General features: G+C 72.1%; 10 protein-coding genes and 1 pseudogene. 4 read left to right on the top strand and 7 right to left on the bottom strand.

Going from position 1 to position 12,106, the window contains the following annotated elements; all coding sequences use genetic code 11:
* Window positions 1-14: 14 nt before the first annotated feature.
* The 3 genes from ACFVHO_RS18755 to ACFVHO_RS18745 all read right to left on the bottom strand — a co-directional run bounded on the left by ACFVHO_RS18755 (window position 15) and on the right by ACFVHO_RS18745 (window position 1,992).
* Window positions 15-542 carry a GNAT family N-acetyltransferase gene (locus ACFVHO_RS18755; RefSeq protein ID WP_385715412.1) on the bottom strand — a complete coding sequence of 176 codons (528 nt, stop codon included), beginning with the start codon at window positions 540-542 and terminating at the stop codon, window positions 15-17.
* 174 nt (window positions 543-716) lie between these two features.
* Window positions 717-1,532 (bottom strand): SDR family NAD(P)-dependent oxidoreductase, encoded by an 816-nt coding sequence (locus ACFVHO_RS18750; RefSeq protein ID WP_385715409.1) that lies wholly within the window; start codon window positions 1,530-1,532, stop codon window positions 717-719.
* A 280-nt stretch (window positions 1,533-1,812) separates the two neighbouring features.
* Entirely contained in the window at window positions 1,813-1,992 is a 180-nt protein-coding gene (locus ACFVHO_RS18745) for a hypothetical protein (RefSeq protein ID WP_385715406.1), read from the bottom strand.
* Window positions 1,993-2,442: 450 nt separating this feature from the next.
* Here ACFVHO_RS18745 and rho point away from each other — a divergent pair, with 450 nt between their 5' ends.
* Complete coding sequence (rho, locus tag ACFVHO_RS18740; RefSeq protein WP_385715403.1) at window positions 2,443-3,627, top strand: transcription termination factor Rho; 1,185 nt, start codon at window positions 2,443-2,445, stop codon at window positions 3,625-3,627.
* 35 nt (window positions 3,628-3,662) lie between these two features.
* Here rho and ACFVHO_RS18735 read toward each other — a convergent pair whose 3' ends face one another.
* Window positions 3,663-4,169, bottom strand: coding sequence for a hypothetical protein (locus tag ACFVHO_RS18735; protein ID WP_385715400.1), 507 nt, complete (start codon window positions 4,167-4,169; stop codon window positions 3,663-3,665).
* Window positions 4,170-4,223: 54 nt separating this feature from the next.
* Window positions 4,224-5,549 carry a M6 family metalloprotease domain-containing protein gene (locus ACFVHO_RS18730; protein ID WP_385715397.1) on the bottom strand — a complete coding sequence of 442 codons (1,326 nt, stop codon included), beginning with the start codon at window positions 5,547-5,549 and terminating at the stop codon, window positions 4,224-4,226.
* A 336-nt stretch (window positions 5,550-5,885) separates the two neighbouring features.
* Between ACFVHO_RS18730 and ACFVHO_RS18725 the strand changes: the two genes are divergently transcribed.
* Both ACFVHO_RS18725 and ACFVHO_RS18720 read left to right on the top strand, forming a co-directional pair.
* Complete coding sequence (locus tag ACFVHO_RS18725) at window positions 5,886-6,602, top strand: TetR/AcrR family transcriptional regulator (protein ID WP_385715395.1); 717 nt, start codon at window positions 5,886-5,888, stop codon at window positions 6,600-6,602.
* A 98-nt stretch (window positions 6,603-6,700) separates the two neighbouring features.
* The gene (locus ACFVHO_RS18720) at window positions 6,701-8,239 is read left to right on the top strand and encodes an MFS transporter (RefSeq protein ID WP_385715392.1); all 1,539 of its coding nucleotides are present in this window, start codon (window positions 6,701-6,703) and stop codon (window positions 8,237-8,239) included.
* Between the two features lie 49 nt (window positions 8,240-8,288).
* Here ACFVHO_RS18720 and ACFVHO_RS18715 read toward each other — a convergent pair whose 3' ends face one another.
* The gene (locus tag ACFVHO_RS18715; RefSeq protein WP_385715389.1) at window positions 8,289-8,816 is read right to left on the bottom strand and encodes a MarR family winged helix-turn-helix transcriptional regulator; all 528 of its coding nucleotides are present in this window, start codon (window positions 8,814-8,816) and stop codon (window positions 8,289-8,291) included.
* An 80-nt stretch (window positions 8,817-8,896) separates the two neighbouring features.
* Window positions 8,897-10,056 (bottom strand): annotated as a pseudogene (locus ACFVHO_RS18710) (questin oxidase family protein).
* 586 nt (window positions 10,057-10,642) lie between these two features.
* Here ACFVHO_RS18710 and ACFVHO_RS18705 point away from each other — a divergent pair.
* Entirely contained in the window at window positions 10,643-11,665 is a 1,023-nt protein-coding gene (locus ACFVHO_RS18705; RefSeq protein ID WP_385715386.1) for an RNA polymerase sigma factor RpoD/SigA, read from the top strand.
* Window positions 11,666-12,106: the final 441 nt, after the last annotated feature.

Here is a 12,106-nt window from a genome sequence, read left to right as displayed (position 1 = left end):
GTCCCGAATGCCCATTACGCGGTGTACCGTCGCCCGGACACGGCCCCCGTCCGGGCGCGGCCCGTCAGGTCCCGGGTGTACGTGATCCCGGGGCGGCCGTCCAGCTCGATCTCGCCCGCGGGGACGAAGCCGCAGCGGGCGAGGACCGCCTCGGAGCCGGGGTTGTCGTGGGTCGTCGAGGCGCGCAGGGACGTCAGGCCGTACTCGGTCGCCGCGAGCGCGCACACCTTCTCCACGGCGGACGTGGCGAGTCCCTGGCGGGCGGCCTTCTCGGCGATGCGGTAGCCGAGTTCGGCCGAGCCGTCCGCCACGTCCACCAGGTTGACCCGACCGAAGATCTCGCCGTCCCCGCCCACGAGGACGTGGAAGTGGCAGGCCCCGGTCTCCTGCTCGGCCAGGAGCGCCGCGTGCCGTGCGTCGAACTCGGCGAAGTAGGCGTCGCCCCGGTCCGGTACCGACGCGGCGAAGTATGCGCGGTTCTCCCGTTCGAAGGCGAGCAGGGCCGGGGCGTGGTCTGGGCGCAGGCGCTGGAGTTCGGGCATGGGAGAACGGTACGGCGGGGCGGGTCCGGAACGGCAGGGCGATCGGCCTGAGTTGTCGACTCTCTTGCGGTGATGGGGGGTTGTGGGAGGGTTTGTCCCTCGTGAGGTGCCGGGGTCCCGCCCGGGCGGGCGCTGGTTCCGGGGCTCCAGGTGGAACCTGAAGTCGGGCGGGCGCTAGTCCCGTGGTTCCAGGTGGAACCTGAACGCGGCCGTCCCAGGATCGAGGGCCGTCACGCCGCCGTCGACCGTGAGGCTCGCGCCGTTCACGTAGGACGCGGCGGGGGACAGCAGCCAGGAGATGGCCTCGGCGACCTCCTCGGGGCGGCCGGGGCGGGCGGCGGGGGTGAGCCGGGTGGCCTCGTCGTAGGCCGCGTCGACCGCGTCGGGCCCGTCCCCGAGCCCCGCGTCCCGCGCGAACCGGCCCATCCGCCAGTCGGCCATCTCCGTGCGCACCCAGCTCGGGCACACCGAGTTGGCCCGCAGGCCGCGCGCCCCGTAGTCGACGGCCAGGGAGCGGCAGAGCTGGAGGAGGGCGGCCTTGGAGGTGGCGTACGCGGCGTTGCCGACGCCGTTGCGCAGCGCGGCGACGGACGCCACCGCGACGACGGAGCCGCGCGCTTCCAGGAGGTGGGGGAGCGCGGCGCGCAGGAGGAGGAAGGGGCCCGTGAGGTTGGTGTCCATGACGGCGGCCCAGTCCTCGGGGCCGATGTCGCCGACCGCGCCGGGGCGGCCGGTGCCCGCGTTCAGGACGAGGCCGTCGAGGCGGCCGTACGTCCGCGTGGTGAACACGACGAGTTCCGCGACCGCGTCGGGGTCGGCGGCGTCGGAGGGGTGGGCGAGGGCGCCGGTCTCCTCGGCGACCCGGTGCAGCGGTTCGGGGCGGCGCCCGGAGACGACCACGCGGTGTCCGGCGGAGCGCAACTGGCGGGCGGTGGCGGCCCCGATGCTCGTACCGCCGCCGGTGACGATGACAACTCGGCTGTCCGTCATGGGTGTTCGGCCCTCCACGTCCCTGGGGTGCTGGTCGGGGCGTCGACGGGCCCCGGCAGCCAGGGTCGCACGCGGCGTTCTGGCTCCGCGTGCGACCCTCCCGCCGCCCGTGCCCACCCCCGCCCGGCTGCCCGTGGGGGGCGCAGTCGGGCGGGGCGGTCAGCTGTGGGACGGGCCGTCCGGGCGCCGGCCGACGCGCTCAGGGTCATCGGCCGACGCGGTTCGGGGGTGGTGCGGGGTTGGTTCGGGGGTGTTGTGGGGGTGACGCGGGGCGCGGGGGTCAGGGGATGTAGACGCTGACCCCGGTCGGGGAGTCGAGCTTCTGGCCCGACGGGACGACGGCGACGGGCGGGCCGAGGCAGTCCGGCAGGGCGTGCACGGCGTGGGCGGAGCCGGGGACGGCGAGGGTCGGCGCTCCCGCCGTGACCAGGGAGCCTACGGTCAGCGTGAACCGGCGCATGGGCGTTCCTCCTGCCTGTGGAGCCGCACTTCGCGTCCCTCACGAGTACTGAACGTACGGGATCACGCACGCAGCGTCACCAGGCGTGCGGAGGCTCAAGATCCCCAGCGGATTGCGCCGTGAGCGCCGTCGGTGTGCTACGCTGCGGTCAGCACGTGTGTACGCCCCCTCTGGGCGCCGGTGCTTCTCTCCCCCGTTTCGGGTGCCGCTTTCCCGGCCGCTGTACTCCACAGCCGAGGCCATCTCCACGTACCACTGCGCATCACCCGCATCACCACCTGCTCCATCTCGTCGGCTCCACCCCGAACCGGGTTCTCGTTCCACTTCACGGCTCGCCCGTGGTCCGCGTTCCGTCGGCCACGCGCCCGCCGGTCCGCCCGTCGTACCAGGCGTGAACTCTCCGCCACGCGGGCCCCCTTCATTCGCATGTCCGCGAAAGGACCCACACTCATGACCAGCCAGATCCTCCACAGCGGTGTCCTGGACATCGCACCCACCAACACCCATCGCAACGACCGCAACGACCGCGCCGACCGAGCGGACCGCAACGCCCCCAACGGGCACCTGCGCGGCGCCCATTGCCTCCCCGGCCCGGCCGACGTGCTCGTCCCGGCCGCCCTCATCCGCCGACTCGGCCTGCGCACCGGCGACTTCGTCGAGGGAACCTGCGGCGAGAAGCCGCGCGTACTCACCGAGGTCGCCCGCGTGAACGGTCGCGCGCCCCAAGAACCCGGCGCCCGACCCAAGTTCGCCGACCTCACCCCGCTGCACCCGCGCGAGCGGCTGCGCCTGGAGACCACCGGCAACCCCCACGGCTCCGTCGCGACCCGCGTCGTCGACCTCGTCGCACCCGTCGGCAAGGGGCAGCGCGGCCTGATCGTCGCGCCGCCGCGCACCGGCAAGACCGTCCTGCTCCAGCAGCTCGCCGCCGCCGTCACCGAGAACCACCCCGAGTGCCACCTCATGGTCGTCCTCCTCGACGAACGGCCCGAGGAAGTCACCGACATGCGGCGCTCCGTACGCGGCGAAGTCCTCGCCTCCACCTTCGACAAGACCCCCAAGACGCACATCGCCCTCGCCGAACTCGCCGTCGAACGCGCCAAGCGGCTCGTCGAGGAGGGCCGCGACGTCGTGATGCTCTTCGACTCCCTGACCAGGCTGTGCCGCGCCTACAACAACTCCGCCGCGTCCGGCGGCCGCACCCTCAGCGGCGGCGTCGACGCGGCCTCCGTCCAGGGCCCCAAGCGCCTCTTCGGCGCCGCCCGCCAGGCCGAGGAGGGCGGCTCCCTCACCATCCTCGCCACCGTCCTCGTCGAAACCGGCTCCCGCGCCGACGACTACTACTTCGAGGAACTCAAGTCGACCGGCAACATGGAACTCCGCCTGAACCGCACCCTCGCCGACCGCCGCGTCTTCCCGGCCATCGACATCACGCCTTCCGGCACGCGACGCGAGGAACTCCTCGTACCGGCAGCCGAGTTGGCGGCGCTACGAGGCCTGCGCCGCGCACTGGACCGCCGAGAGGGCCCGGACGGCGTGGAGGCCCTGCTCGGCCACCTGCGCAAGACGCCCAGCAACGCGGTGTTCCTACGCCAGGTCCGCGAGACGGTGCCTTCGGCGGCCGTGGCGGCGTGAGTCCCAGGGCGCACGAGACGCGGAGCGCGGCGCGCTCACAGCTTCGAGAACCTGGCCCGCCAGGACCAGCCCATGTCGAGCACGGTGTCCCGCAGGTGGTTCTTCAGGTCCGCGGTGTCGTACTCGACCTTCTTCTTGATGCGCCGCTTTCCGTCCGGTCCGAGCTCTCTCGACCAGGAGACGGACGCCCACCGGAGCTGCCCTCGGCCCGAGGTGTACACGCTGCGCGACATCGAGGTGGTCGGGAGCTGCCATTGGTAGTCGAGGGAGCGGACTTGGCACTCGTCCGGCATCAGACGCATCCGCGTCTGCAGGACCGAGTCCTCTGTGGCCGAGTGGAAGTACTTGCGCCAGACAGGGTCCGTGCAGTGCCAGTCCGCCACCAGGTCGGCGCCCTCGTCCGGATCTCCGTCCCGTACGGTCCAGGGGGCGTCGGGCCCGTTGAGATCGAGCAGCGCCTCGATGACCTCCTCCGGTGTGCAGGGCGGTGCGATGTCGTCGGGTGGATGCGTGACGCGTTCGAAGCGGCTGAAGAGACCCATGGGGGCAACCTATTCGGGCGGCGTCCGCCGCATCGCGCCCTCGTGACGGTTTCCTCAGCGGCCCCCGCGCGTGATGTGCACCCGATAATTCCCGTCCAGATCCGCCCCCGCGACCGTCACCCGCACCCCCGCGTCCCGGTCCCGGAACGTCTCGCCGGGGGTGTACGGGGCGTCCGAGAGTTCGGCGTGGACGTTGGGGCTGCGGGTGCAGCCGCCGCTGTCGGGGGTGGAGTCGGAGACGGTGACCGGGCCGTGGCCGGTGTCGACGTCGGCGTCGACGCGGTAGACGAGGACGCCGGGGCGGCAGACGGCCTCGTCGTTGCCGGCGCGGGTGCGGACCTCGACGGCGTAGCCGGTCTTCTTGGTGAGGGGGATGAAGGCGAGCTTGGTGCCGCCTTCGGCGGCCAGGGGGCTGAGGAGGTGTTCCGTGGTGCCGGGGGACGCCGCGCAGTTCACCTGGGTGTCGTCGAGCCAGCCCAGCTTCCACTTGTGCCAGGCCAGCAGGTCGTTCCCCGCGCCCCAGTCCTCGCTCATGATGTCCCAGTGGCCGACCGCGCCCCCGCCGTCCTGCGTATAGAGGTCGGGCAGGCCGAAGACGTGGCCGTTCTCGTGCGGGAGCACGCGGTAACCGGTCTGGTCGTAGCTGCCGGAGCCGTCGTCCTGGCGGCTGTAGACGAAGGACGCGTTGGCGACCGGGACGCCGTCGGCGACGGGTGCCTCGTGGTTGCCCGCGAACGTCACCGAAAGGACGGTGTCGAGCGCGGAGGGGCCCGCGTTCGGGGTGACGAGGATGTTCACCAGGTCGTACTGGGAGAAGTCCACGTCCGGGTCGGCCGCGGCCACGATGTCGTCGACCAGCTCCCGGTAGCCGGGGTCGAAGGGGGCGCCGCGCTCTATCCCGTACTTCTTGAAGGGCTTCGGCATCCGCAGCCAGTCCTGGACGGGCGCCTCCGCGCGGTAGTCCACGCGGCCGTAGGAGCTGGTGCGGAACCAGTCCGTGGTCTGCGGGAAGAACTCCCCGAGCCGGTCGAGCGCGGAGCCCTCGCCGGGGGCGTCGGAGAAGTCGATCATCAGGTTCAGGGCGCGCACCGTGCCGGTGGAGCGGGCGTAGCCGGGGCCCGTGGGGATGCCCTCCGGCATCTGCACCCCGAGGTCCCCACTGATCATGCACGGGCCGAGGGCGGTCGGCCGCGCCTGCGCCGTGGATCCCGCGGCCGAGGGTGTCTCGGCGAGGAGCCGCCCGGTGCTCGCCGAGGCGGTGACCGCGAGGGCGAGGGCCGTGAGCGTGGCGAGGGCCGCCGTGCGTGGCGAGACCCGCCGGGCCGTCGCCCGGGTACGCGGGCGGGGGCGGGCTATGGGCTTCCGGGTCGGCTGCTGCATGCGTGAGCCCTCCACTCCGCGGCAGCCGCCGGTCCTGGCTGCACCCTGTTCGCTCACCCTGTGCCGGGGTGTGCGCGGGCGCTCGCTGAGCGCGACCGATCGTGGGTTTCTGCCGGTGGGAGGGGGTGCGGAGAGGGGGGATTCTGGTGTGACTCAGGTCACATCGGAGCTGGGAAATAAGCGGGGATCGTTTCCCCGTTTAGACCGGTGTCCGTGTGAAACGGGGATCCACTCCCCGGATCGCACACCTCAGTTCTCCCACCGGGAAAATCGTTGGACCCGTCACCGCGGGCCCTGCGAACCTGAGGCCTTTGACCGCTTCGAGGAGTGTTCGCCGTGGAAACCGCCACCGTCGCGCAGCGCCGTGTAACCCGTCCGCGGGCCGACGCCCTGCGCAACAGGGAGCGGATCGTCACCGCCGCCCGCGAGATGTTCGTCGAGCAGGGCCCCGACGTGCCCCTCGACGAGATCGCGCGCCGCGCCGGGGTCGGCAACGCCACGGTCTACCGTCACTTCCCCGACCGCGGCGAACTCGTGCACCACGTCGTCCTGTCGGTCACCGACCGCATCGCGGCCCAGGCCGACGATGCCATCGCGGCCGCCGAGGCCGACTCCGGGGCCGCCTTCGAGGCGCTGCGGGGCTTCGTCCACGCCGCGGTGGACGAGCGCATCGGCGCCCTCTGCCCGATCCTGTCCGAGGCCATCGACCCCGACCACCCCGATCTGCACGCCGCCCGCATCCGGCTCGAAGACGCCGTCGAGGGGCTGATGGCGCGGGCCCGCGCCGCCGGGCAGCTGCGTACCGACATCGCTGTCGGAGATCTGATGGTCGCCCTCTCCCAACTGACCAGGCCGCTGCCCGGCGCCGGCTGCCTGGTGGACTTCGACCAGTTCGTCCACCGCCATCTGCAGCTGTTCCTGGACGGCCTGATGGCACCGGCGCGCTCCGAACTCCCGGGGCACGCCGCGACGTTGGAGGAGCTGCGTCGCGACATCGACGAGCGGCGGCCGCGGCAACCGCGAAACAGCGAGGAGGGCCTGGGTCAAAAGTAGGACCCGACCTCACGACCAGGGGCCCATGCGCTCGCACGCCCATCAGGTGTCTCGTTTACCCCGTACTCACCTCTTTGTCTTCCTAGGTGGACCCACCCATGTCTCAATCACCCGTCACTTCACTCGCGCCAGACACAAAGGACCCAAACCGCTGGAAGGCCCTGGCCTTCATCGCGATCGCGCAGCTCATGGTGGTGCTCGACGCGACCATCGTGAACATCGCGCTGCCGTCCGCCCAGGAGGACCTCGGCATATCCGAGGGCAACAAGCAGTGGGTCATCACGGCCTACGCCCTCGCCTTCGGCGGTCTGCTCCTGTTCGGTGGCCGCATCGCCGACCTGTGGGGCCGTAAGCGCACCTTCGTGACCGGCCTCATCGGCTTCGCCGCGGCCTCCGCCCTCGGCGGCGCCGCGACCGGCGAGGCCATGATGCTCGGCGCCCGCGCGCTCCAGGGTGTGTTCGGCGCGCTGCTCGCGCCCGCCGCCCTCTCGCTGCTCGCGGTGATGTTCACCGAGGCCAAGGAGCGCGCCAAGGCGTTCGGCATCTACGGTGCGATCGCCGGTGGCGGTGGCGCCGTCGGCCTGATCCTCGGCGGCTTCCTCACCGAGTACCTGAACTGGCGCTGGACGTTCTTCGTGAACATCCCGTTCGCGATCATCGCCGCCGCCGGTGCGTACTTCGTGATCCGTGAGCCCTCCGAGGGCCGCAACCGCTCGCCGCTCGACATCCCCGGCGTGGTCCTGTCCACCCTCGGTCTGGTCGCGCTGGTCTACGGCTTCACCCGCGCCGAGTCCGACGGCTGGTCCGACGCCGTGACCGTGACGATGTTCGTCGCCTCCGTCGTGCTGCTCGCCGCGTTCGTCGTCACCGAGGCCAAGGTCAAGTCGCCGCTGCTCCCGCTGCGCGTCCTGACCGAGCGCAACCGCGGTGGCGTCTACCTCTCGCTCGGCCTCGCGATCATCGCGATGTTCGGCCTGTTCCTGTTCCTCACGTACTACCTGCAGATCGTCCAGGGCTACTCGCCGGTCAAGACCGGCTTCGCGTTCCTGCCGATGATCTTCGGCATGATCGTGGGTTCGACGCAGATCGGCACCCGCCTGATGACCCGCGTCGCGCCGCGCTACCTGATGGCTCCGGGCTTCCTGCTCGCCGCCGTCGGCATGCTGCTCCTGACGCAGCTGGAGGTCGACACCTCGTACGCCGGTCTGATCCTGCCCGCGCAGCTGATGCTGGGTCTCGGCATGGGTACGGCGTTCATGCCCGCCATGTCCCTGGCCACGCACGGTGTCGAGCCGCGTGACGCCGGTGTCGCCTCCGCGATGGTCAACACCTCGCAGCAGGTCGGCGGCGCCATCGGCACGGCCCTGTTGAACACCATCGCGGCCTCCGCGACCACCGCGTACCTCACCGACCACGCGGCCTCCGCCACCACCCCGGCGGCGCAGAAGCTGCTCGCGGCCCAGTCGATGGTGGAGGGCTACACGGCCGCCATCTGGTGGGCGGTCGGCATCCTCGTGGCGGCGTCGGCGATCGCCTTCGTCCTGGTCAACACCGATGCCGACGACGGCTCCGCGGCGGCCTCCAGCGATGGTGAGGGCGTCGAGGACGCGGTGAAGATCCCGGTCGTGGCGCACTGACGCCACGTACGACCCGCGAGATCCCGTGGGCCGGACCTGCCCGGCGCTCCTAACGGAGCCAGGGCAGGTCCGCCCCCACGTCCTTGGGCTGAAGTCCCTCGGCGACGATCCTCATGATCTCGCCGAGGGACTTCTGCTGTTGCGGGCTGAGCCGGTCGAAGAGGGCCTGGCGCACCGCGTGCACATGCCCCGGCGCGGTCTCGCGCAGCACCTCGAACCCCTCGTCCGTGAGGATCGCGAACTGCCCGCGCTTGTCCGTGGCGCAGTCCTCGCGCCGCACCCAGCCGCTCTTCTCCAGACGCGCGACCGCGTGCGAGAGCCGGGACCGGGTGATCTTCGAGCTCTTCGCCAGCTCGGTCATGCGCAGCCGCCGCCGGGGCGCGGCGGACAGCTGCACGAGCAGGCCGTAGTAGACGTGCGGCATGCCCGCGTCGCGCTGGAGCTGCCGGTCGAGGAAGTCCTCCAGGAGCGTGGAGGCGTGTATGTACGCCAACCAGGTGCGCTGTTCCTCGTCGTCGAGCCAGCGCGGCCCGGAGGCGTCGACGGCATCCGCGGTCGCGGTGGATGGCGTGTCCATGTATCCCACTGTACGAGGCCTTTCTGTGTGCCTCGGAGCGGCGCTCGCCCGTGTCCCCGGGCCAGGGCACCCCAACTGCTTCAGAGCGCGGGCGGATTGAGCTCCACACCCCGCAGCGCGGCGGCCCGCGCCGTGCGGTCGCCCACGTCCAGGGCGGTGTCCGCGAACTTGATCGTGTGGTCGTCGCCGTGCGCGGCGGCGCGCGCGAAGACCTCGTCGAAGGTGCTGCGGCCCGCTTCCGCGTCGGCTTCGCGGTACGCCTGCGGGGTGGCCGGCGAGTAGGCCGCGGTCACCGCCGCGCTCGCCGCCCAGGCCGCGTCCAGGGAGGCGGGCCACAGCTCGCGGGGGAGCGCGGGCAGGGTGCGCAGGACGGCGTTGGGCGCGGTCGCGGCGTGCACCAGCATGATCGGCTCGCCGTGGCCGTGGGAGGCGAAGCGGTGGACGGCGGCGGTGACGAGGTCGGCGAGGCGGGCGCGGGCGGCTTCGGGGTCGGGGCCGGGGTGGGGGTGCGCCGGGCGGTCGGGTGTGGGGCGGGGCTAGCGCTCGGGGCGGGGCTCGTGCTCGCGGGCCACACCGGGACCGTGGTGAGCTGGGCGAAGCGGTCCGGGAGGCTGCCGTCCTGCACCGGGACGCGCTCCACCGCGGCGAGCGCGACGGCCGCCCCGGGCTCCCCGGGTTCACCGGGCTTCCTGGGTTCACCGGGCTTCCCGGGCTCACCGGGTTTCCCGGTCGACGGCGGCAGGGCGACGGGGGTGCGCGCGGGCAGCGGGGTGTGCCGGGCCGCCCAGTAGCCGAGGCCGTGGGCCAGCTCGGCGACGCGGGGCGCGGTCTCGCCGCCGGGGCCGAGGAGGGTGCGGACGGCGTGGCCGACGCGGATCACCGGGTGCGTGGAGCCGCCCGAGATGCCCGGCAGGAGCACCGGCCACCAGGCGGCGAGCACTTCGCGCCAGGGCCGTTCGGCGAGGGCGCGCTCGAAGTGGCCGATCCAGTCGGCGGCGCGGCGCGGGTCGCCCAGGGCCGTGCGCCAGTTGGCGTCGGTGACCCGGGTGTCGAGGGCGGGCATGTCCTCCAGCTTGGCGCGGTAGTAGTCGAGCCAGCGGTGCACGGTGCGGGCCTGGCCGCCGTGCACCAGGGCCTCGACGGCCATCGGTCCGTGGTTGGTGAGGCGCCCGAGCCGCTCGGGCCCGGAGGCGTGCAGGCGTTGCAGGGCTTCGTCGAGGATTCCGCTGGTGTCGTCCATGGCGGCACGCTAGGCAGGGGCTCGGGGCGTCCGTAACGGTCTGCGGCCCTAGGCTCCTGGCCCCGGTCCGCGGACCTAGTCCCCCGGGCCGAGCGCCTGATCGTGGGCAGCCGGGCGCCTCGTACGGGCAGCCGGGCGCCTGATACAGGAATGCCGGATTTGTCCCGCTGGGCAACCATCAGGCGGCGCGGGCCGTCTTCTGGGTGGGAGAACGGCCAAAGGCGGCCCTCTCCCGGCGGGACCCCGGCAGGAAAGAGCCTGTGCCGATGTGACGGCGGTCTCACGTGCATGGTGGTTGCAGCCGTCGGCGAGGGCTCTGGGGCCGGTCCTGGATCCCGGTCTGACCTGCACTTCTGTACGTTCCGACGGTAACGGCCCGCCCGCTGTGGCGGCACAGGGTACTGCATGATCACAAAAACGGGTGCGCGGCTTGGGAATTCTGTCCGGATTCCAGTCGTTGTTTCCATCGGATGCAGAGCACCTGGGAAGGTGTGCCGTCCACCACAGGCCCGGCCCCCGGGCCCGGACCATCAGGGCCACCGGTCCATGACGGACCGACCAGTGACAACCACGCAAGGGAGCACGCATGGCAACCCGTGCCGTCGCCCGTCGTAAGTCCGCCGCCACCGGCGGGACCGACGCGGCACGCAGTGTTCGCGCCGTAGGCGGCGAGATCGCCGACCGCGACCTGGTCGGCATGTACCTCGACGAGATCGCACGCACCCCCCTGCTCGACGCCGCCAAGGAGGTCGAGCTCTCCCAGATCATCGAGGCGGGCGTCTATGCCCGGCAGATACTGGACGGTGTGCTGGGCCGCGACGCCGACGGGATCGAGGCCTCCGCGGTGTCCGCCTCGCGCGAGGAGCTCGAAGCCCTCGTCGCCGACGGCGAGCGCGCCAAGGACGTCTTCATCCGCTCGAACCTCCGCCTGGTTGTGGCCGTCGCCCGGCGCTATCCGCGCAGCGGCCTGCCCCTGCTCGACCTGATCCAGGAGGGCAACGCGGGCCTGGTCCGAGCCGTCGAGAAGTTCGACTACGCCAAGGGCTTCAAGTTCTCCACGTACGCGACCTGGTGGATCCGCCAGGCCATCACGCGCTCCATAGCAGACCAGTCGCGCACCATCCGGCTGCCCGTGCACCTGGTGGAGGAGCTGGGCCGGATCCGCCGTGTGCAGCGTGAGTTCAACCGCGAGCACGGCCGGGAGCCGGAGCCCGCGGAGATCGCCGCCGAGCTGGCGTCCACGCCCGAGCGCGTGGTCGACGTCCTCGACTGGGCCCGCGACCCCGTCTCGCTGAACATGTCGGTGGACGACGAGGGCGACACCCAGTTCGGCGACCTCCTCGAGGACACCTCCGCCGTCTCCCCCGAGCAGTCCGTCCTCACGCTCCTTCGCAGCGAGGAGCTGGACGACCTCATCGGCCGCCTCGACCAGCGCACCGCCTCCATCATCAAGATGCGGTACGGCATCGTGGACGGCCGCGAGCGGACCCTGACGGAGGTCGGCAAGGAGCACGGGCTCACTCGTGAGCGGATTCGGCAGATCGAGAAGCACGCGCTTCTTGAGCTGAAGAAGTTGGCTCGGGACACCGGCTTCGACGCGGCGGCCTGAGGCCGGCCGGGCGGGCAGGGGGGTTCGTTCCCCCTTGGCCCCGGTTCCCGGCGGTCCGTCTTCCGTGGTGCCGGTCACCCCTATCGGCGCTCCGCGCCTCGTCCTCAAGCGCCGGACGGGCTGGGATGGTTGCCGGGTGTCCGGCTTCCGTAGTGCCGGTCACCGATCCCGGCGCTTCGCGCCTTGTCCTCAAGCGCCGGACGGGCTGGAATGGCCGCCCGGCGGCTGGGTTGGTTCCGCCTCCACCGAGGGAGAGTTCCGCCTCCACAGAGGGAGAGGGGGCGGCTGGGGAGGTTCTCCCCAGTGGCGGAGAGCCGCCATGAGTCCTTTGGCCGGGGCGGCGGTTGGCCGCGGCGGTGGGCTTTTCGTTCGACGGTGAACGGGTGGGCGGGTGGGAGGAAACCCCGCGCGGAGCGCGGGGCACCCCCCACCGGCGGGCAG

Source organism: Streptomyces sp. NPDC127108 (assembly GCF_042677545.1).
Classification (GTDB): Bacteria; Actinomycetota; Actinomycetes; order Streptomycetales; family Streptomycetaceae; genus Streptomyces.
This window is presented reverse-complemented; position numbering and strand designations above follow the sequence as displayed.